This is a genomic window from Sphingomonas sp. (assembly GCF_965248875.1).
Lineage (GTDB): Bacteria > Pseudomonadota > Alphaproteobacteria > Sphingomonadales > Sphingomonadaceae > Sphingomonas.
This window is the reverse complement of record NZ_CBDFKR010000003.1, coordinates 215,115-235,966: the sequence shown is the minus strand read 5'-3', so window position 1 is coordinate 235,966 and position 20,852 is coordinate 215,115. Positions and strand designations below refer to the sequence as shown.

The 20,852-nt window shown below is 70.8% G+C and carries 16 protein-coding genes; all 16 read right to left on the bottom strand.

Going from position 1 to position 20,852, the window contains the following annotated elements:
• Positions 1-71: 71 nt before the first annotated feature.
• A complete protein-coding gene (locus tag ACP2AD_RS01420) occupies positions 72-1,232 on the bottom strand; it encodes a deoxyguanosinetriphosphate triphosphohydrolase (RefSeq protein ID WP_425228290.1) in 1,161 nt (386 codons plus the stop codon).
• Positions 1,229-3,514: an SPOR domain-containing protein gene (locus ACP2AD_RS01415; RefSeq protein ID WP_425228289.1), complete on the bottom strand. Its 2,286-nt coding sequence runs from the start codon at positions 3,512-3,514 to the stop codon at positions 1,229-1,231. Before ACP2AD_RS01415 ends, ACP2AD_RS01420 begins: the two co-directional genes overlap by 4 nt.
• A 260-nt stretch (positions 3,515-3,774) precedes the next feature.
• Entirely contained in the window at positions 3,775-5,235 is a 1,461-nt protein-coding gene (gene ftsZ / locus ACP2AD_RS01410) for a cell division protein FtsZ (protein ID WP_425228288.1), read from the bottom strand.
• Between the two features lie 104 nt (positions 5,236-5,339).
• Positions 5,340-6,605 (bottom strand): cell division protein FtsA, encoded by a 1,266-nt coding sequence (gene ftsA / locus ACP2AD_RS01405; protein WP_425228287.1) that lies wholly within the window; start codon positions 6,603-6,605, stop codon positions 5,340-5,342.
• A 3-nt stretch (positions 6,606-6,608) separates the two neighbouring features.
• A complete protein-coding gene (locus ACP2AD_RS01400; protein ID WP_425228286.1) occupies positions 6,609-7,520 on the bottom strand; it encodes a cell division protein FtsQ/DivIB in 912 nt (303 codons plus the stop codon).
• Entirely contained in the window at positions 7,517-8,482 is a 966-nt protein-coding gene (locus ACP2AD_RS01395) for a D-alanine--D-alanine ligase (RefSeq protein ID WP_425228285.1), read from the bottom strand. Before ACP2AD_RS01395 ends, ACP2AD_RS01400 begins: the two co-directional genes overlap by 4 nt.
• Positions 8,449-9,387, bottom strand: a complete 939-nt coding sequence (gene murB, locus ACP2AD_RS01390) for a UDP-N-acetylmuramate dehydrogenase (protein ID WP_425228284.1) — start codon at positions 9,385-9,387, stop codon at positions 8,449-8,451. Before murB ends, ACP2AD_RS01395 begins: the two co-directional genes overlap by 34 nt.
• Positions 9,388-9,476: 89 nt before the next feature.
• The gene (gene murC / locus ACP2AD_RS01385) at positions 9,477-10,892 is read right to left on the bottom strand and encodes a UDP-N-acetylmuramate--L-alanine ligase (RefSeq protein WP_425228283.1); all 1,416 of its coding nucleotides are present in this window, start codon (positions 10,890-10,892) and stop codon (positions 9,477-9,479) included.
• Positions 10,893-10,935: 43 nt separating this feature from the next.
• The gene (gene murG, locus ACP2AD_RS01380; protein WP_425228282.1) at positions 10,936-12,093 is read right to left on the bottom strand and encodes an undecaprenyldiphospho-muramoylpentapeptide beta-N-acetylglucosaminyltransferase; all 1,158 of its coding nucleotides are present in this window, start codon (positions 12,091-12,093) and stop codon (positions 10,936-10,938) included.
• Positions 12,078-13,310 carry an FtsW/RodA/SpoVE family cell cycle protein gene (locus tag ACP2AD_RS01375; RefSeq protein ID WP_425228281.1) on the bottom strand — a complete coding sequence of 411 codons (1,233 nt, stop codon included), beginning with the start codon at positions 13,308-13,310 and terminating at the stop codon, positions 12,078-12,080. The genes murG and ACP2AD_RS01375 overlap by 16 nt, the downstream gene beginning before the upstream one ends.
• The gene (murD, locus tag ACP2AD_RS01370; protein WP_425228280.1) at positions 13,307-14,707 is read right to left on the bottom strand and encodes a UDP-N-acetylmuramoyl-L-alanine--D-glutamate ligase; all 1,401 of its coding nucleotides are present in this window, start codon (positions 14,705-14,707) and stop codon (positions 13,307-13,309) included. The genes ACP2AD_RS01375 and murD overlap by 4 nt, the downstream gene beginning before the upstream one ends.
• Positions 14,704-15,774, bottom strand: coding sequence for a phospho-N-acetylmuramoyl-pentapeptide-transferase (mraY, locus tag ACP2AD_RS01365; protein WP_425228279.1), 1,071 nt, complete (start codon positions 15,772-15,774; stop codon positions 14,704-14,706). The genes murD and mraY overlap by 4 nt, the downstream gene beginning before the upstream one ends.
• Entirely contained in the window at positions 15,775-17,175 is a 1,401-nt protein-coding gene (locus ACP2AD_RS01360) for a UDP-N-acetylmuramoyl-tripeptide--D-alanyl-D-alanine ligase (RefSeq protein ID WP_425228278.1), read from the bottom strand.
• Positions 17,172-17,693: an endonuclease domain-containing protein gene (locus ACP2AD_RS01355; RefSeq protein ID WP_425228277.1), complete on the bottom strand. Its 522-nt coding sequence runs from the start codon at positions 17,691-17,693 to the stop codon at positions 17,172-17,174. The genes ACP2AD_RS01360 and ACP2AD_RS01355 overlap by 4 nt, the downstream gene beginning before the upstream one ends.
• Positions 17,693-19,120: a UDP-N-acetylmuramoyl-L-alanyl-D-glutamate--2,6-diaminopimelate ligase gene (locus tag ACP2AD_RS01350; RefSeq protein ID WP_425228276.1), complete on the bottom strand. Its 1,428-nt coding sequence runs from the start codon at positions 19,118-19,120 to the stop codon at positions 17,693-17,695. The genes ACP2AD_RS01355 and ACP2AD_RS01350 overlap by 1 nt, the downstream gene beginning before the upstream one ends.
• Positions 19,117-20,850: a peptidoglycan D,D-transpeptidase FtsI family protein gene (locus ACP2AD_RS01345; RefSeq protein ID WP_425228275.1), complete on the bottom strand. Its 1,734-nt coding sequence runs from the start codon at positions 20,848-20,850 to the stop codon at positions 19,117-19,119. Before ACP2AD_RS01345 ends, ACP2AD_RS01350 begins: the two co-directional genes overlap by 4 nt.
• Positions 20,851-20,852: the final 2 nt, after the last annotated feature.

The window sequence follows — 20,852 nt, the reverse complement described above, 5'->3', positions numbered from 1 at the left end:
CGGCTGCGCCGCCACCGCTGCCCGCCGCAGCGAGGCCTGCGCTTGCTTGCGCGAGCGCAGGCCGCTCGCACCTAAAAGCCTTCCGGCAGCTCCACCGGCCCCACCACCCGCCGGTATTCCTTCACCGCGAACCGGTCGGTCATGCCCGCGATGTAATCTGCGACGTGCCTGCTCCGCCACGGCTCGTCGGCAGGCGCCGCACCCCAGCTCTCGCCCATCAGCGCAGGCTCGGCGTGGAACGCGGCAAACAGCCCGGCGACGATCCGCCGCGCGGCGGCGGCGGCGGCGAGTTGGCGGGGATGGTGGTAGAGGTTTGCGTACATGAAGCGTTTCAGCGCCCGCTCCTCATCGCGCATGGCAGCGGTGAAGCCGACCAGCGCGTGCGGCGTCGCGCGCACTGCGTCCGCCGAGTCTGGACGCGCCGCGGCCAGCCGCGAGTGGGTCTCGCCGAGCAGGTCGTTGACCATCGTCCCGATCTGCGCACGCACCAGCTCGCGGGCGAGGCGATCGGACGCCACACCTGGATAGCGCGCCTGCACCGCCGCCCAGCCGCGCGCCACCAGCGGCACCGCCATCAGCTGATCGAGGCCGAGCAATCCCGCGCGCAGCCCGTCGTCGATGTCGTGATTGTCATAGGCGATGTCGTCCGCAATCGCCGCGACCTGCGCTTCCAGGGACGGCTGGCTGCCCAGCCCAAGCGGATAGCCGGCGTTCGCCGCCGCCATCGCCCAGCCGGGGTTGCGTACCGGCCCGTTATGCTTGGCCAACCCCTCAAGGCATTCCCAGCTGAGGTTGAGCCCGTTCCACGTCGGATAGGGCCGCTCGATCGCGGTCAGGACGCGCAACGTGTGACCGTTGTGATCGAACCCTCCCCGTCCGGCGAGCGCGGCCTTCAGCGCGTCCTCCCCGGCATGGCCAAAGGGCGGGTGGCCGATGTCGTGAGCGAGGCAGATCGCCTCGGTAAGGTCCTCGTTCAATCCCAGCGTGCGCGCGACGGTGCGGCCGATCTGCGCGACCTCAAGGCTGTGGGTCAGGCGGACGCGGAAATGGTCGCCGTCGGGGGCCATGAACACCTGGGTCTTGTGGCGCAGGCGGCGGAAGCTGATCGAGTGGATGACGCGGTCGCGGTCGCGCTGGAACGCGTCGCGCGGACCGCGGCTGGTGTCGGCCGGTTCGGGATGCCGGCGGCCGCGCGTCTGCGCCGGGTCCGACGCATAGGGGGCCGGGGTCAATGTGTCGCGAGCCGGGTGACCTTCTGCCCCGCCTCGCTGGTGAAGGTGAACGCCTGCACACCTGCGTGACCGAGCTGGTTCACCACCGCGCGCGCCTCCGCGTCGGTGTGGAAGGGGCCGGTCAGTACGCGGTTGGTGGCGCGTAGCGGGGTCGTCCACGCCTGGCGGCTGCCGAGCACGTCGGGCGCGCGATCGCGCATCGTGCGCCAGGCGAGCGTCAGCCCCGCTTCGTTGGCGCCGCCCGCAACTTGCACCCAAATGCGGGGAGGTTCGGCACGGGCGATGCGGCGATCCTCGGCAGCCTGCCGGTCGGCTTCTGCCTGCGCGGCGGCGGCCGCGCGGCGGTCGGCCTGCGCCTTGCGGTCGGCGGCGGCGCGGCGTTCGGCGATGCGGCGGTCGGCGGGGGCGACGTCGAGTTCGGACGCCGGGATCGTCAGCCCCGCGACAATCCGCGACAGCACACCGTCGGCTTCACCGCGACCGTTGCGATGCGGCGGCCTGGGCGTGACCACGGCGACGCGCGGCGACGGCGGCGGGGCAGCCGACGTTGTCGCCGCGACAGCGGGTGTACGGGCGAGCGGCTCCGGCGCAGCTTCGACCGCCGCCGGCACGATCGTCTCGGTTGCGACCGGTAGAGGCTCCACGCTGACCGGAGCGGTGAGCGTGGTCGCGAAGCCGGGAGTCGGCATCGGCGTCTGCGTCGTCGCGGCAAGGCCCGGTGAGGACGGTGGCGCGTCCGTCACCGAGGCAAGGGCCGGCGCGTCTCCGGGCACAGGCACGATCGGCGAAAGCGTTACGGGCGGTGGGGTGACGGGCCGAGCGATGGCGACGGTCACGGGGGCGGACGCCGGCGCTTGTGGCGGCCGGGCTATCGTGGCGAACACCCCCGGCTGTTCGGCGGCGGGCAGCACGCGCGCAACGACAACAGGAGGCTGCGAATGGACCGGAGCCGCGGGGACGATGCGATCGGGTGTCGCCGGCGCAGACGCGACGGTGCCGGGTGAGGCGGACGGCGCGAACACCCCCGTCACGCGGGCGCTGCGTACCGGCTCCGGCGGGGTGCGGACGGCCAGCAATGGGCGGCGGGCCGCACGGTCGGTGCCGCCGTCGCCATCGCCTCCGGCGGCGGCGAGGCTACGCTGCTCGGCGGGAGTCAGCGCGCGGGCGGCGACGGGGGTGACGGCGCTCTGTTGCGGGGGTAGTGATTGCGACCGCGATCTATGCCTCGACGGGGTGCCGATCCCCGCCATCGCCAGCGTTGCCTGCTCGCCTGCGGTCAGCGGGCGGTCGCGCATCGGGGTGGTCGCGGCGGGGGTCGTGTAGACCGGCGCCTGATAGGCCGGCGGCGGCGGCAGCGGCGGCGGGGCGGGCGCCATGATCGCCACGGCCACCGGTTCATTGCGGCGGTTGCGGTTGCGCCGGTCACGGCGGCCGGACTGCGGCGGTTGCACCGGCTGCACGGGCTGCACGGCGGCGACCTGCACCGGCGCCGGATCGAGCGGCAACGGCGCCTGATGCGGGGCGAGCCGCGCATCCGCCAGCCGCTGCGGGGTTGCGCGCACCTCACCGAAATGCACCGCAAAGGCACGGTCGATCGCGGGCAGGCGTGGCAGCTCGACAAAGAACTGCTGCAGCGACTGCGCGGCGCCGGGCGGCATCATCGTCTCGGCGATGCGGAGCGCGCCCGCACTGTCGCCACCCATCGCCAGCACGAAGGCGCGGGTGCGCCACGCGGCGCGGTCGTTCTGCCGGATCAGCGGCGCCAGCTCGTCGAGCGCCTGCGCCTGCCGGCCGGCGATGCCGAGCGACAGCGCATAGCGGCGCCGCGCCTCGGGGTCGTCATGCCCCGCCAGCGCCTGACGATAGTCGCGCTGCGCTCGACCGGGGTCGCCGAGCAGATCATAGGCGAGCCCGCGCTCTGCGGCGAAGCGGGCCGGCGCGACACCGAGCTGTTCCGCCGCTGCGAAGAAGCGCAGCGACTCCGCGGGACGCTCCGCATGCACCAGCATGGCCGCCTCGCCCGCCTTGACGCGGCCGTTGCGCGGATCGACCCGCTCCGCGCGCTGGAAGAAGGCGCCTGCCGCGCTGTAATCCTCCAGCCGGATGGAGATTTCACCGGCGTCGAGCAGCGCATCGAGGTCGGTCGGATTGGCGCCGAGCCGCCGCATCTGTTCCGCCAGCGCGTCGGCGTCGGCTTGCGGCGCGGGCTGGAAACTCGCCTGCGCCAATGCGGGAACGGGGGCGAGCAGCAGGGCTGCGATCAGGAGGCGGCGGGCTGGCATCGGAACTCGGCTAGGGCGTTTGGGCGCATCGGCAACGGGTTAGAGGGTAGCGGCGGTTTGGGGGCAAGCATTGGTTTTCGGCCGCACGACGGGCGGTGGCAGGCCGGCGGCGAATGCCGGTATGCGGCTAGCCGCGCCTTCTGCATCGACCGTGACGCGGCGGCGGCGCGTCGCGACGTCGGACGGGTCGGCTTCGCCGCCGGACGGCCGCGCCGGCGCATCTTGCGTGCAGCTGAGCTGCGCGCATGTGCGCTGGCGCGCTACTGGTTCCCTTGCCGATGCAGGAACCGCGGGATCTCCACGCCCTCGTCAGCCGCAGCGCTATCCTCGCGCGCAGCGCCGCGCGCGGCGTTTGACATACGCTCGAACAGCGTGCCGCCGAGCTTCACGCGAGGCGCCGCGGCCGGAGCGGCGGTCTCGATCCCCGTCGCGATCGTGCGGCGCGGTTCCGCATTCGGGGCGGGCGCGCCATAGGCATCGTCGCCGAACACCTTGGGCGGCGACTCCACGATCGCATCGGCGCCCAACACCAGCGCATCGTCGGCGGCATCGGCCGTTTCCGGCGCCTCGTCGGCGACCTGGGCGAGCTCGAGAGGCTCCTCTGCCGCGACCTGCGCGTCGGGTTCGGCCGGCGCGGTGCTCCGTGCTTCGCTCGGGCGGAAGGATTGCGGCTCCTCGCGCCGCCCGCCGCCGAAGGCGAAGGAGCGCGACGGCTCGGGCTGCGCCGCCTGGCCGCCCGCCTGCGCCGGGCGCGCCGCCGCCTCGATCCCGGTCGCGACGACTGAGACGCGAATCTTGCCCTCCAGATCGGGATTAAACGCCGAGCCCCAGATGATGTTGGCGTCGGGATCGACCAGCTCGCGGATGTGGTTGGCCGCCTCGTCGACCTCCAGCAAGCGCATGTCATCGCCGCCGGTGATCGAGATGATCACGCCCTTGGCGCCCTGCATCGACACGCCGTCGAGCAGCGGGTTGGCAATCGCCTTCTGCGCCGCCTCCAGCGCACGGTTGTCGCCGCTCGCCTCGCCGGTGCCCATCATCGCCTTGCCCATCTCCTGCATCACCGATCGCACGTCGGCGAAGTCGAGGTTGATGAGCCCGGGCATGACCATCAGGTCGGTGATGCCGCGAACGCCCTGCTGCAGCACCTCGTCGGCCATTTGAAAGGCTTCGCGGAACGTCGTGTTGGCGTTGGCGATCAGGAACAGGTTCTGATTGGGGATGACGATCAGCGTGTCGACGAACTTCTGCAGCTCCTCGATGCCTTGGTCGGCGGCCTTGGCGCGGCGATTGCCCTCGAAGCTGAATGGCTTGGTGACGACGCCGACGGTCAGGATGCCCATGTCGCGCGCCGCCTTGGCGATGACGGGTGCGGCGCCGGTGCCGGTGCCGCCCCCCATGCCGGCGGCGATGAACACCATGTGGCTGCCCTCCAGCCGCTTGGCGAGGTCGTCGATCGTCTCCTCGGCCGCGGCGCGCCCGATCTCCGGACGCGCGCCCGCGCCCAGCCCCTGCGTGATCTTCGATCCCAGCTGCACCCGCGTCGGCGCAGTCGATTGCTTCAGCGCCTGCGCATCGGTGTTGGCGACCAGGAAGTCGACCCCCTGCACATCAGCGGCCATCATGTTGGCGATGGCGTTGCCGCCCGCGCCGCCGACCCCGACGACGGCGATCCGTGGGGTCAGCTCGTCCACCTCGGGTGCCAGGAACTCGATGCTCATGCGCCTTTTACTCCGCCCCTCGCCGACCTGGAAGCCGCCGTTGATTAACCTTTCTGCACCAGCGATTCCCGACATGCCAGCCGAAAAGCGCCGGTGGGCGCCCTTCAATAGTTCGCCCGCGCCGCCTGGATCAACTTGCGCACCAGCCCCGCGCCTTTTGGCCGGTGCACCGTCTGCACGGGCGCGACGGTGCGCAGGTCGATCGGATCGGCGGCGGCGTAGAAGGCGAGCCCCGCCAACGTCGCGAACGCCGGGCCGCTATGCGCATCGGGCAGCCCGGTCAGACCGCGCGGGCGGCCGATCCGGACCGAGCGGCCGAGCGCCTGTTGCGCGTAATCGGCCACGCCCTTCAGCTCCGCACCGCCGCCGGTCAGCACCACCTGCCGGCCCACCGGACCCTCGAACTTGAGCTGGGTCAGCGCCTTCCTCACCTCCGCCATCTGGTGCTCCAGCCGCTGGCGGATGACGCCGATCAGCTGCGCCTTGGTGATCTGCGACGCCTCGCCCTCCTCCTCGCCGATGCCGCCGAGCGGGATCATCTCGTGATTGTCGCGTGGGGATGCGTTGGCGGAGCCGTGGAAGCACTTCATCCGTTCCGCCTGCTGACGCCGCGTCCCGAACGCCGACGCGATGTCGTCGGTGATGTCGGCCGCACCGAACGGCAGCGAGGTCAGCCCGACCAGCATCCCGCCCGCGAACAGCGAAACATTGGTGATCCCCGCGCCCAGCTCGACCAGCGCGACGCCCAGTTCGCGCTCCTCGTCTGAAAGGCAGGCGAGCCCGGTCGCGACCGGCGCGGCGATGATCGACTTCACCTCCAGATGCGCCGAGCGGACGCACAGGTCGAGGTTCCTGACCGGCGATCCGTCCGCGGCGACGACGTGGATGTGGACGCCCAGCCGGTCGGCGTGAAGCCCCAACGGCTTCTTGACACCCGTCAGCCCATCGAGCGTGTAGAGCGCGGGCTGGGCGTGGAGCACCATCCGCCCCTGCGGATCAATCGCGTTGCGCCCGGCCGACAGCAGTGCGTCGATGTCGCCCTGCTCCACCCGGTGCCCGCCCAGCTCGAACTCCACCTCCGCGACGTCGCTGACCAGCCCACCGGCGGAGAAGCCGACCCAGACATTCTCGATATTGAGGCCGGCGATCCGCTCCGCCTGCTCGACCGCCTCGCGCACCGCGGCCTCGGTCGCGCCCATGTCGGCGATGTAGCCGCGCTTGACGCCGCGGCTCTCGCGCTGGCCGGTGCCGAGCACGATCAGCTCGCCCCCGGAGACACTCGCATCGCCGGGCTGCGCGATCATTGCGGAGACCTTGGACGAGCCGATGTCCAGGGCGGTGATAAGGTTCTCGGGTGCTGCGCGCGCCATGTTTCAGCCCTCCATACCGTTGCCGCCCGCGCCCGCCGGCTGGGCGGGGTCCGCCACCTGCCGTTCCGCCCCCGTGGGTGGCCGCCTGACCACCATCTTGCCGGGCAGCCGCAGGTCGAAGCTCAGCCAGCCGCGCCCGAGCAGCGGATGCGCGCCGTCGCGCTTGGCGAAATCGAGCAGCGCGGCGCCCGCGCCTTCCTCCGGCAGCTTGAGCGTCTCGCCTGAATCGAAGCGGAGGTTCCAGCGCCGGTTCTCGACCCAGGTCGCCGCCGCCACTCGCGGCCGGAGCGCGGGCGCCGCGGCCATCAGCTGGTGAAAGCTTGGCGCCTGACGGTTCGCGTCGGGGCCGATCAGCAGCGGCAGGTCGGGCATCGCGTTTCGGTCGACATCGTCGAGGATCACGCCGTCTGCATCGACCAGCTTGAGCTGGCCGTGGAACTGCCAGGTCGCGGCGGGGACGCGCTCGACGATCCGCACCAGCACCTTGTTGGGATAGCGCCGCGAAACCTGCGCGTCCTTGACCCAGCCGAGCGTCAACAGCCGCCGCCGCACCTCGCCCAGATCGAGCAGCGGCAGCGATCGGGTACCCTGCTCCTTCACGACCGCGGTGATGTCGACCAGGCTGAGATGATGGTTCCCCTCCGCCTGCACCTCGTCGTAGCGCAGACCCGCGCGTCCCGCCGCTTCGCCGATCGCGGCGCCGACGGTGGCGGGCACGCCTGCCCAGACCGCGGCGAGCAGCACCGCCGCGCCGCCCGTCGCAAGGATGCCGCGCGTCGCCCAGCGTCGGATCGTCGCCTCGTCGACTGGCAGCCGCGACAGCAGCGCGTCGAGGCGCGACTGCCTGGGCTTGCCGCGCCGCTTGACGGCAGGGCGGCGCACCGGGGCGCCGCGGCGGAGGGTTCGGGTCGTCATTGCCCAACTTTCTCGTGAAGCGCCTCGTCGACGATCATCTGCACCAGGTCCGGATAGGCGATGCCGTTGTGACGCGCCTGTTCGGGAACGAGGCTGAGCGGCGTCATGCCCGGCTGCGTATTCACCTCCAGCAGGAACAGCCCGTCCACGCCGAGATCGTCGTCCCAGCGGAAGTCGGCTCGGCTCGCCCCGCGGCAGCCGAGCAGCCGATGCGCCTCCAGCGCGATGCTCTCGCACCGGCGGGCGACTGCATCGGGGATCGGCGCCGGGTAGAGATGCTCGGTCATGCCCTCGGTGTATTTCGCGTCGTAATCGTAGAAGCCCGCCTTGGGGCGCAGCTCGGTGACGCCGAAGGCCCGCCCTCCCAGTACCGCGGTAGTCAGCTCGCGACCGCGAATGAAGGGCTCGGCGAGCAGCTCGTCGAAGTCTTGCCATGGCCCCGCCACGTCCCGTCCGATCGGGTTGCCGTAATTGCCGCTGGCGGTGACGATCGCGACGCCCACCGACGAGCCTTCGTTGACCGGCTTGACGACATAGGGCCGCGCCAGCGGATCGCCCTCGAACAGCTCGACGGACCGGACCATGCGGCCCCCCGGCATGGGGATGCCATGCGGCACCAGCACCTGCTTGGTCAGCTGCTTGTCGACCGCGATCACCGAGGTCGCCATGCCGCTGTGCGTGTAGCGCAGCCCCATCAGGTCCATCAGCCCCTGGACCGCTCCGTCCTCGCCGGGGGTGCCGTGGAGCGCGTTGAAGACGAGGTCGGGCGAGGCCTCGGTCAGCCGTGCGGCGACGTCGCGCGCCATGTCGATCCGGGTGACGCGATGGCCGAGGCTCTCCAGCGCGTCGGCGACGCCCGCGCCCGACAGCAGCGACACCTCGCGCTCGGCCGACCAGCCGCCCATCAGGACGGCGATGTGAAGGGGGGTCACGACGCTTCCCCCACCCGCTGTATCTCCCATTCCAGCACAACGCCGCTGTGCGCCTTCACCCGCGCGCGCACCTCCTCGCCCAGCGCCTCGATGTCGACGCTCGTCGCCGCGCCCAGGTTGAGCAGGAAGTTGCAATGCTTCTCGCTGACCTGCGCGTCGCCGCGCCGGAGCCCGCGACACCCGGCAGCGTCGATTAGCCGCCATGCTTTATCGCCTGGCGGGTTCTTGAAGGTCGAGCCGCCGGTCCGCGAGCGCAGCGGCTGCGACGCCTCGCGCGCGGCAGCGATCCGGTCCATCTCCGCGCCGATCGCCGCCGGGTCGCCGGGATGCCCGCGGAATACCGCCTCGACCACCACCGCCCCCACCGGCAACGCGGAATGGCGATAGGTGTAGCCGAGCCGCGCGGCGGGCCAGGTCTCGACGGTTCCGTCGCGGGTGACGACGGTCGCCTCGACCAGCACGTCCTTCACCTCGCGGCCATACGCGCCGCCGTTCATCCTGACGAAGCCGCCGACCGTGCCCGGTATCGAGCGCAGGAACTCGACGCCGGCGATGCCCGCGTCGCGCGCGCTGGAGGAGACCAGGATGCCGCTGGCTCCGCCGCCGCAGCGCAGGCCGGTCGCGTCGATGCGTTCGACTTTGGCGAATGCCTTGCCAAGCCGCACGACAACGCCCGGCACCCCGCCGTCGCGCACGATCAGGTTGGAGCCGAGCCCCAGCCCCATCACCGGCACGGCCGGGTCGAGCGCCTCCAGAAAGGCGACGAGGTCGTCGAGGTCCGCCGGCTCGAACAGCCGTTCGGCGGCGCCGCCCGCCTTGAACCAGACCAGTGGCGCGAGCGGGGCACCGGGAGTGAGGCGGCCCCTGAACTCCTCCCCGGGACGGGGAGGGGAACCGCGACGCGAAGCGGCGTGGTGGAGGGGGTTCTTCACCATCGAGCTCGCCTGAGGCATACCCCCTCCACTACCGGCCGCGCCGGCGGTACCCCTCCCCGTGCCGGGGAGGAGCGAAGAAGCGGCCCCGCTCACCGCCGCGCCTCGATCGCATCAGCCAGGCTCGCCGCCCAGCGTGTTATGTCACCCGCACCCAGGCAGACAACCTGATCGCCCGCCTCCAGCGTCCCCGCCAGCGCCGCCGCCAGCGCGTCCGCATCCGCGACCGTCGCCGCCTGCCGGTGCCCGCGCCGCTTCAATCCCTCGACCAGCGCCTCGGCGTCGACGCCAGCGACCGGCGTCTCGCCCGCCGCATAGACCGGCGTCACCAGCACCCGGTCGGCATCGTTGAACGCCGTCTGGAAATCCTCCATGAGGTTGCCGAGCCGCGAATAGCGGTGCGGTTGCACGACGGCGATCACCTGCCCACGCGCGCTCTCGCGGGCCGCGGCGAGGACCGCCCTGATCTCGACCGGGTGGTGGCCGTAATCGTCGATGATCGTCGCCACGCCGCCGGTCACCGGCACCTCGCCGACCTTGGTGAAGCGCCGCTTGACCCCGCCGAACCCGGCGAAGCCGCGCTGGATTGTCGCATCGTCGATGCCGAGTTCAAGCGCCACGCCGATCGCCGCCAGCGCATTCTGGACGTTGTGACGCCCCGGCATCGGCAGCTCGATGCCCTCGATCGACCGCGTCCGCCCGTCGCGGGCACGGACGATGACCTCGAAGGTATTGCCGCCCGCGACCGGCTGGACATTGACGCCGCGAACATCCGCCTGCGCGGAGAAGCCATAGGTGACGATGCGGCGGTCGCGCAGCCGCGGCAGGATGCCCTGCACCTCCGGATGATCGAGGCACAGCAGCGCCGCGCCGTAGAAGGGCACGTTCTCGACGAACGCGACGAACGCATCCTTGACCGCATCGAAGCTGCCATAATGGTCGAGATGCTCGGGGTCGATGTTGGTGACGACCGCGACGGTGCCGTCGAGCCGCAGGAACGAGCCGTCGCTCTCGTCGGCCTCGACCACCATCCAGTCGCTGGCGCCCAGCCGCGCGTTCGAGCCATAGCTGTTGATGATGCCGCCGTTGATTACGGTCGGATCGACCCCGCCGGCGTCCAGCAGCGCCGCGATCATGCTCGTCGTCGTCGTCTTGCCGTGCGTTCCGGCCACCGCGACCGTGGACTTCAACCGCATCAGTTCGGCCAGCATCTCCGCACGCCGCACCACGGGCACACGCCGCTCGATAGCGGCCTCAACCTCAGGGTTGGAGCGGACGATCGCGGTGGAGGTGACGACCACCGCCGCATCGGCCAGGTTCGCCGCGCGATGCCCGATCGCGACCGCGATGCCCTTGTCGCGCAGGCCCTGCACGACATAGCCCTCGGCAACGTCGGAGCCCTGCACGCGATAGCCCAGGTTCTTCATCACCTCGGCGATACCCGACATGCCGATCCCGCCGATGCCGACGAAATGAATGGTGCCGATGTCGGTGGCGAGGGACTTCATGCCGAAGTCCTCCCCGGGACGGGGAGGTGTGACGAAGTCACCCTCACGCGAACGCCTCCCGCAGGCGCTGCGGCGTCGCCACCGGCAGGCGCGACAGCGGCGCGTCCAGGCTTTCGACCAGGTCGGCGAGGTCACTGACCGCGTTCGGCTTGCCCACCGACTTCGCCCGCCCCGCGGCGTTCTCCAGCGCCGACGGGTCGAGCCCCAGCTTCTGCATCTGCTTGGCCAGCTCGACGGCGGTGAATGCGCCTTGCGCGATCGTACGCGCGCCGCCCGCGGCGGTGATCTCACGCGCGTTCGCGGTCTGGTGATCGTCGGTCGCGCCGGGCAGCGGGACAAGGATCGCGGGCCGCCCCGCCGCGGTCAGCTCCGCGATCGTCGACGCGCCCGCCCGGGCGATCACAAGATGCGCCCAGCCAAGCTGCTCGGGTAGATCGGGCAGATAGGTCGCGAGGTCGGCGGGAATGTCATGCGCCTTGTAGCTGGCGCGCGCCGCGTCGATGTCCTCGATCCGCGCCTGGTGCGTCACCTGCAGCCGCCGCCGGAAGGTGACCGGCAGCATCGCCAGCCCGTCGGGCACAACCTGGCTCAGCACGCTCGCCCCCTGTGAACCGCCGGTGACGAGGACACGGAAGATGCCGTCCTCCTCCAGCAGCGGATAGGGCTTGGTGCGCAGCCGCAGCACCGCCTCACGCACCGGGTTGCCGACGACATGGACCTTGCCCGCCAGCCGCGTGGGCAACCGCTCGGTCTCGTCATAGCTGGTCGCGATCGCATCGACCCGGCGCGCCACCAGCCGGTTGACGCGGCCGAGCACTGCGTTCTGTTCGTGCACCGCGGTCGGGATTTTCTCGGCGAAGGCGGCGAGCAGAGCGGGAAACGCGGGATAGCCGCCAAAGCCGATCACCGCGGCGGGGCGAAACGTCCGGTACAGCTCGCGCGCCATCGCGCGGCCGCGCCACATTTCGCGCGCCGCCGGCACCCAGCCGAGCGGCTTCTTCGCCTGAAAGCGCCCGGCGGGGAGGACGTGGGTCTGCACCCCCTCAAACAGCCCGGGAAAACGTACCCCGCGCGCGTCGCTGACCAGCGCGACGCGGTGGCCGCGGCGCATCAACTCCTGCGCCAGCGCCGCCGCCGGCACCATGTGCCCGCCGGTGCCGCCCGCCGCGAGGACGAAATGCTTGCTCACGCCTGCCCCCATTTCACGACATAGGGTGAGCGCGTCAGGAACGGGTTGCGCCGCGTAAAGGCGAGCAACAGCCCCATCCCGATCGACAGCGCGATCATCGACGACCCGCCATAGGAAATGAACGGCAGTGTCATCCCCTTCGACGGCGCCAGTCCGGTGTTGACCGCCATGCTGACCAGCGCCTGCGCCCCGAACTGCACCGCCAGCCCGCTCGCCGCCAGCAGCTTGAACTCGTCCTGCTCGTCCAGCAGCTTGACGAACACCCGCACCACCACCGCCAGGAACACGACCGCGATCACCATGCACGCGATCAGCCCGAACTCCTCGCCGATCACCGAGAAGATATAGTCGGTATGCGCCTCGGGCAGCCCGAACTTGGCGTGCCCGCCGCCCGGCCCGGTGCCGGTCCAGCCGCCCGCGGTCAGCGTCGCATGCGCGGCGTCGACCTGAAAGTGATCGGCCGCGCCCTCGCCGTCGACGCCGGGGAACAGGAATGCGTCGATCCGCGCCCGCGCGGTCGAGTAGAACAGATACGCCGCGCCCAGCCCAACCGGCACGCAGGCGACGATCCCGACCAGCACGCGCGTCGAGGTGCCTGCAATCATCAGCAACGCCAGCCAGACGGTGCAGAAGATGATCGTCTGCCCGAAATCGGGCTGCAGCATCAGCAGCGCCGCGACGACCGCGGTCAGCGCCATCGTGATCGGCACCACCGGCAGCTCCTCGTCCTTCGCCTTGAGGCTGAGCACCCACGCGACCGCGACGATGAAGAAGGGCTTCAGGAACTCGGACGGCTGGAACTGCGCGAAGCCGACGCCGATCCACCGTCGCGCGCCGTTCACCACGACGCCGGCGACCGGCGTGATCGCCAGGCATCCAAGGAAGACGACCGCGCCGATCAGCGCCAGCCGCCGCGCGGTCGCGACCGGCAGCATCGACGTGATGATCAGCACCGGCAGCGACAATCCTACCCAGACCAGCTGCCGCCAGAAATAATATAGCGGCGCGAAATGATGGTGCTCGCCCGAATAGCGCACGGCAGTCGCCGGGCTGGCGGCGGCGACCGCGACCAGCCCGATCGCGATCAGGAAAAAGGTGAGCGCGAGGAGCATCCGGTCGATGTCCCAGAACCAGGTGCCGAGCGGCGATCGGTCGCCCCGCCCGCCGCGGCGACGGACCTTGGCGACCAGCCCGCCCTTTGGCGCCTCGGCGCGCGCCGCGTCGGTCATGGCAGCGCCCTTACAAGCTCGCGGAAGGTCCGGCCACGATCCTCGTAATCGCGGAACTGGTCAAACGAGGCGCAGGCAGGTGACAGCAGCACGGTCTCGCCCGGTTCGGCATTGGCGTGCGCCGCCGCCACCGCATTTGCCAGCGTCTCGTAATAGCCGGTCACCAGCCGGCCCTTGAGCAGGCGGTAGAAGTCGAGCCCCGCCTCCCCGATCGTATAGGCAAAGCGGACATGATCGAAGAAGGGCGCGCAGGCGTCGAGGTTGTCGGCTTTCGCCTGTCCGCCGACAATCCAGTGGATGTCATCGAACGCCGCCAGCGCGGGCGCGGTCGACTCCGGGTTGGTCGCCTTGCTGTCATTGACATAGGTCACGCCGCCGACGACGCCGACCCCCTCCATCCGGTGCGGCAGTCCGGCGAAGCTCTCCAACCCGCGGTCGATGTCGCGCTCCGCCACGCCCAGCACCTTGGCGACGGCGATCGCGGCGAGCGCGTTCTGTGCGTTGTGCGGGCCCTGCAGCGCCGGCCATTTGCGCTGGTCGAGGCACACGCCCGGCGCTACCTTGGTCAGGTATTCCCCGCGGTCGGCGAGACTTCGCGCGATGTGAGATGAGGGCACGTCGCCGATGCCGACGATCGCTTCATTTGCGGGCGACTGCATCGCGAACAGCCGCGCCTTGGATGCGGCATAGGCGTCGAAGCTATCGTAGCGGTCGAGATGGTCGGGGGTGACATTGAGCAGCACCGCGACGTCGCAGTCGAGGCTCTGCGTCAGGTCGAGTTGATAGGAGGACAGCTCCAGCACGTAGACGCCACCTGCCGGCAACGGCGCCTGCGCGAGGATGGGCAGGCCGATATTGCCGCCCATCAGCGCCGGGATGCCCGCGGTCTGGAGGATGTGGTGGACCAGCGCGGTGGTGGTCGACTTGCCGTTGGTGCCGGTGATCCCGACGACCCTGTGCGGCGGCAGCTCGGCGCGGGCCTGGGCGAACAGCTCGATGTCGCCGATGATCGGCACTCCAGCGGCGCGCGCGTGGGCGGCGAGCGGATGCGTGTTGAGCGGGACGCCGGGGGAGACGACGAGGGCGTCGAAGCCGGTCAGGTCGTCCAGCGGGGCGATCGTCAAATCCTCCCCGGGACGGGGAGGGGGACCAGCCGCAGGCAGGTGGAGGGGGCGGGCCGCTGGCGGGAAGGCTCGAGGAGAACCCCCTCCACCATCGGCTGCGCCGGCGGTCCCCCTCCCCGTGCCAGGGAGGATTGCAGAACGCCGTGCCTCATCGTCATCCCACGCAGTCACCTCTGCTCCGCTTGACACCAGCGCGCGCACCGTCGCCGCGCCGGAGCGTGCCAGCCCCAGCACCGCGTAGCGCTTGCCTGCCCAGGTGCGTGAGGTGATCACCGCAGCTTCAACGTGCTGAGGCCCGCCAGTGCCAGCACCAGCGACACGATCCAGAAGCGGATCACCACCGTCGGCTCCGACCAGCCGAGCTGTTCGAAATGATGGTGGATCGGCGCCATGCGGAACACGCGCTTGCCGGTACGCTTGTACCAGAAGACCTGGATGATGACGCTCATCGCCTCCACCACGAACAGCCCGCCGATGATCCCCAGCACGATCTCATGGTGCGCGACGACCGCGATCGTGCCCAGCGCCCCGCCCAGCGCCAGGCTGCCGGTATCGCCCATGAACACCGCCGCCGGCGGCGCATTGTACCACAGGAACGCCAGCCCCGCGCCGATCACCGCGCCGCAGAAGATCGCCAGGTCGCCCGCCCCGCGCACGTGCGGAATGCCCAGATAGGTCGCGAACTTGATGTTGCCGACCAGGTAGACGATGATCATGAACGCGACCGACGCGATGATGACCGGCATCGTCGCCAGCCCGTCCAGCCCGTCGGTCAGGTTCACCGCATTGCCGAACGCCACGATCGTGAAGGCGGCGAAGATTGGGTAGAACCAGCCCACCTCGTAATAGATGCGGCTGGTGAAGGGCAGGTACAGATGCGGCCCGTTCTGGCCCATGATGATCGTCGCGGCGATCCCGGCGATGACGAACTCCAGCAGCAGCCGCACCCGCCCCGGCACGCCTGCCGTGGTCGCCTTCTTCACCTTGTCGTAATCGTCGAGGAAGCCGATCGCGCCGAACCCCAGCGTCACGAACAGGCACGCCCAGACATAGGGGTTGTCGAGGTCCATCCACAGCAGGATCGACAGGCTCATCGCGGTCAGGATCATCAGCCCGCCCATCGTCGGCGTGCCGCGTTTCGCCAGGTGCGACTGCGGCCCGTCGAGGCGGATCGGCTGGCCCTTCCCCTGCCGCACGCGCAGCCAGCCGATGAACCGCGGTCCGATCAGCAGTCCGAAGAACAATGCCGTCGCCACCGCCGCACCGGTGCGGAAGCTCTGATAACGGATCAGGTTGAGGAGCCCGGTAAAACCCAGATGCTCGGCAATCCAGAACAGCATCTACGTCTCACCCCGAAGCGCGGCGACGACCCGCGCCAGCCCCACCGCATTGGACCCCTTGACCAGCACCGCATCGCCCGCACGGATCAGCCCGGGCAGACGCGCCACCGCCGCGGCCGCGTCCGCGTCCGGCACATGCACGACGTTAACCTTTCGCTCAAGCGCGGCGGCAAGCGGTGTCATCGCTTCACCGACGAGCAGAATCGCTTGGACGTGTGCGGCGGTGATCGGGCCCGCCAGATCGAGGTGATAGACCGCTGAATCGACCCCCAGTTCGCCCATCTGGCCAAGGATGGCGACATGCCGCCCCGGCTCCTCCGCCAGCACTGCCAGCGTCGCGCGCATCGACGCGGGGTTGGCATTGTAGCTTTCATCAAGCACCAGCGCGGTCCCGCCCGTGACCGTCGCGGTGAACCGCGCACCGCGCCCGGGCAGCCCGCCGAACTCGGCCAGCGCCAACCCGGCCAGGCCGAGGTCGCCACCCGCCGCGTCGACACAGGCGAGGACGCCGAGCGCGTTCGACACGTGGTGCGCGCCCGGCTGGGCGAGGGTGAAGCTCAGCTCGCGCTCATCGGCTTTGGCGCCCAGCCGAACGGTGACGAAGCTGCCCCCCATCGCGCTGCGCATCACCTCGGTCGCGCGGACGTCCGCGCCGTCGCCGTCGCCGTCGCCGTCGCCGAAGGTGACGACCCGTGCGCCGTGCGCCCGTGCCGCAGCAGCGAGCCGATCGCGATGAGCGTTGTCAAACGGAATCACGGCAGTGCCACCCGGCTCCAGCCCTTCGAAGATTTCCGCCTTGGCGTCGGCGATCGCTTCCTCGTGCGGGAAGAACTCGATGTGGACCGATGCGACCGCCGTCACCAGCGCGATGTGCGGGCGGACGAGGCGGGTCAGGGCGGCGATCTCGCCGGGGTGGTTCATCCCCATCTCCAACACCGCGAACCGGCTCTCGCGCGGCATCCGCGCGAGACTGAGGGGGACGCCGGTGTGGTTGTTGTAGCTCTTGACCGAGCGATGCACCGCGCCCGGATGCGCCCGGTCGAGCGCCGCCCACAGCGCCTCCTTGGCGCTGGTCTTGCCGACCGAGCCGGTGACGCCGATCACCGTCGCGTCCGTGCGCGCGCGCGCGGCGCGGGCGAGGTCGTCGAGCGCAACGGTCGTGTCGGCGACGCGGACGTGCGGGCCGTCACAGTCCTGTGACACCAGCGCCCCCGCTGCGCCCTGCACGAACGCCTGCGTCAGGTGACGATGCCCGTCGCTATGCTCGCCCGCCAGCGCCACGAACAGATCGCCCGAACCGACCTCCCGCGAGTCGAAGGCGACCCCGGTGGCGGTGAAGGCGCCGGACGCGGTGCCGCCCGTAGCGGCCGCAATTTCGGCAGCGGTCCACAGCGGCGTCATGCAAGCCCCTCCCCTTCAGCGGAGGGGTTGGGGTGGGGGCTCTCCGCCAGGCCGATCGCGCGTGGAAAACCCCCACCCCCGACCCCTCCCCTGAAGGGAAGGGGGGAGGCTATCGCCGATCCGATCGCACGCCAGACGCCTTCCAAGTTGCTGATGACGTCTGCATTCGTCACCCGCAGCACATGATAGCCCTTCGCCCCGAGCAGATCGTCCCGCAACCGGTCCTTTTCGCGGTCGTGCGTATCGCCATCCACTTCGACGATCAGGCGAACGGCCGGGCAGAAGAAATCGGCGATGAACGGCGGCAGCACAGCCTGTCGCCTAAACTTGCAGCCGCTCATTCGCGCGCCCGACAGAGCGCGCCACAGCCGCTTCTCCTCCTCGGTCGGGTTGCGGCGCACTTCAGCGGCTCGCCGATGCAACTCGGCCAGCCGCTCCGCTGTCACGTTCCACCCCTTACCCCTGCCGTGACCGGGCGAGACCTCGGTGCGCCGGTCGTTGTCGCGCGGCGAAAGCATTATCCCGCGCACTCCCGCGCCACCTGAACGTCGTCGAACGGCAGCACCAAGTCGCCGACCACTTGGCCCTGCTCGTGGCCCTTGCCCGCGATCAGGACGATGTCGTCCGGTCCGGCGTCCGCGATCGCGGCGGCGATCGCGGCGCGGCGGTCGCCGATCTCGGTCGCATCGCCATCCGCCTGGCGTGCGCCCTTCAGCACCGCGGCGCGGATCAGCGCGGGGTTTTCGCTGCGCGGATTGTCGTCGGTCACGATCACCCGGTCCGCGCCCGCCGCCGCAACCTGTCCCATCGCCTCGCGTTTGCCCGGATCGCGGTCGCCGCCCGCGCCCAGCACCAGGATCAATCGCCCGCCGGCATGCGGCTTCAGCGCCGCCGCCGCCGCCTCGACCGCATCGGGCGTGTGCGCGTAGTCGACATAGACCGGCGCGCCGCTGCGCGTGATCGCCGCCCGCTCCAGCCGCCCACGCACGGGCTGCAGCCGCGCCAGGTTCGCCAGCGTCGCGGCCAACTCGCCGCCGGTCGCGATCACCAGCCCCGCCGCGACCAGCGCGTTCGCCGCCTGATACGCCCCGATCAGCGGCAGGCGCACGCGATGCACCTGCCCGTCCGCCTCGATGCTCAGCATCTGACCGAGCAGCGTTGGATCGCGCCCGACCAGTTTGAGGGCGCACCCGCGCGCGCCGACGGTCAGCAGCCGGTTGCCCCGCTCGCGCGCAAGATCGATCACCCGCGCCGCCTCCGCGTCGTCGGCCCACACCACCGCCGCGCCATCGGGCTGGAGCACCTCGGCGAACAGCCGCAGCTTGGCGGTGAGATATGCGGCCATGTCGCCATGGTAATCGAGATGATCGCGCGACAGGTTGGTGAACGCCGCCGCCGCGACCGGCAGTCCCTCGGTCCTGTACTGGTGCAGCCCGTGACTGGACGCCTCAAAGGCGAGGTGAGTCACCCCCTCTCGCGCCAGTCCGGCGACGTTGGACAGGAAGGTGACGACGTCGGGCGTGGTCAGTCCGGTCGTGACGCGCTCGTCCGCAGTGGTCACGCCCAGCGTGCCCAGCGACGCGGCGGGATGCCCGGCCATACGCCACAGCTGGCGCGTCATCTCGACCGTCGAGGTCTTGCCGTTGGTGCCGGTCACGGCGACGCAGCATTGCGGAAAGGGCGCGAAGAACTGCGCCGCAAGGGCGGCAAACCGCTGCCGAGGCTCGTCGGCTGAGAGGTGCACCGCTCCCTCGACGCGCGCGCCCGGCCGCGCCACGACGGCGACCGCGCCGCTCCTCACCGCGTCGGCGATGAAGTCCTCGCCGTTGACGCGGTTGCCGGGGAAGGCACCGAACACCGTCCCCGGCGCGACCTTGCGATGGTCGATCGCGAAGCCGGTGACCAGGGCCTCCTCCCCGCCGCCGGTCAGCGCGGCCAATCTCATTGCGGGGGAATGCCGCGCTGGGGCCCGGGGGCGTGCCAGATCAGCGGCATCAGCTCGTGGACGTCGATGTCGCGGTTCATGTCGGGCGTCACGCCCAGCATCGCGCCGGTCCGCGCGATCACCCGTCCGACCACGGGCGCGGCGTTCCAGGCGGCGGTCTTCAACCCGAAGGTCTCGTGCGTGCCCAGCGGCGAGTCGAGCATGGCCAACACGACATAGCGCGGCGCGTCCATCGGGAAAGCGGCGGCGAAGGTCGCGACGTTGCGGCTGTGGTCATAGCCGCCACCCGACGCCGCCTCCGCCGTGCCCGTCTTGCCGCCGACCCGATAGCCCGGCGCATCGCCGCGCCGCCCGGTGCCGAGCTGCACGATCAGCCGCAGCAGCTGGCGCATCCGCGCGCTGGTCGCCTCGCTGATGACGCGGCGGCCGGGCACCGCCTGACCCGCAGGCACCTTCATCATCGTCGCCGGGCGCCAGACGCCGCCGTTGACCAGCGCCGCATAGGCCTGGGCGAGCTGCAACGGCGTGATCGCGATGCCATGGCCATAGGCGGTGGTCATTACCGTGGTCCGCGCCCAATAGCCGGGCCAGAGCGGCCGCCCGCGCTCGCGCAGCTCGATCGCAGGCTTCTGATCGAAGCCCATCGCGCGGAACATCGCCTGCATCCGCGCCGCGCCCACCTCGTCCGCGATCCGCGCGGTCGCGATGTTGGAGGAATAGATCAGCGTCTCCGGGATATCGAGCCAGCGCTCCTGTTCGTCTCCGCGGTCGTCATGGATCGTGAAACCGCCGATCTGCATCGGCCGCGTCGCATCGAAGCGGCGGCTCATGTCGGTGACGACGCCGTTGTCGATCGCGGCGGCGACGGTGATCGGCTTGAAGGTCGAGCCCAGCTCATAGACGTTCTGCGTCGTCACGTTGCGCAGCTGCTCCGACCCCGCCATGCCGACACGGTTGGGATTGAAGGTCGGCAGCGAGACCATCGCGATGACCTCGCCGGTGTTGACGTCCAGCACCACGCCCGATGCCGCCCGCGCCGAGAAGGCGGTCATCGCCCGGCCCAGCTCCGACTCCATCGCCGCCTGGACGCGGGTGTCCATCGCCAGCTGCACCGGCGCACCGGCGTTGGCGGGCGACAGCAGCCGCTGGTCGAGCACCCGCTCCATCCCGCTCATGCCGTGGCCGTCGACCGACAGGAAGCCCAGCGCATGCGCCGCCATGTCCGATTGTGGGTACAGCCGCTGCGTCTCGCGCGCGAAGACGATGGCGGGTTCGCCCAATGCGTTGACCTGCTCGACCAGCTGCGGCGACGCGCGATGCTCCAGCCAGACAAAGGAGGTGTCGCGGGTCAGCTGGCTATGGAACCAGTTCTGATCGCCGCGGTCGGGCATGAGCGCCGCCAGCCGTGCGGCCAGCTCGGTCCGGTCGCCCATCAGCTGGCGGGGGTGGACCGCGATCGTCCAGCTGTCGATCGTGCGCGCCAGCGGCTGGCCATTGCGGTCGACGATGTCCCCGCGCGCCGCCAGCGTCGCGACATTCGCGCGCGCCTCCGACCCCCCGAAAGCCGCCAGCATGCTCAGCCGCCCGATCACCAGCAGGACGGCCGCCGCGAACAGCAGCATCAGCATCATCAGCCGCATATGGGCGACCGCGACCAGGGCCCCGCGCGCCTGCGCCCGCCGGGTCGGCGCCGGGCGGGCGACCAGGATGGTGTTGGCGACGCCCCCCACGA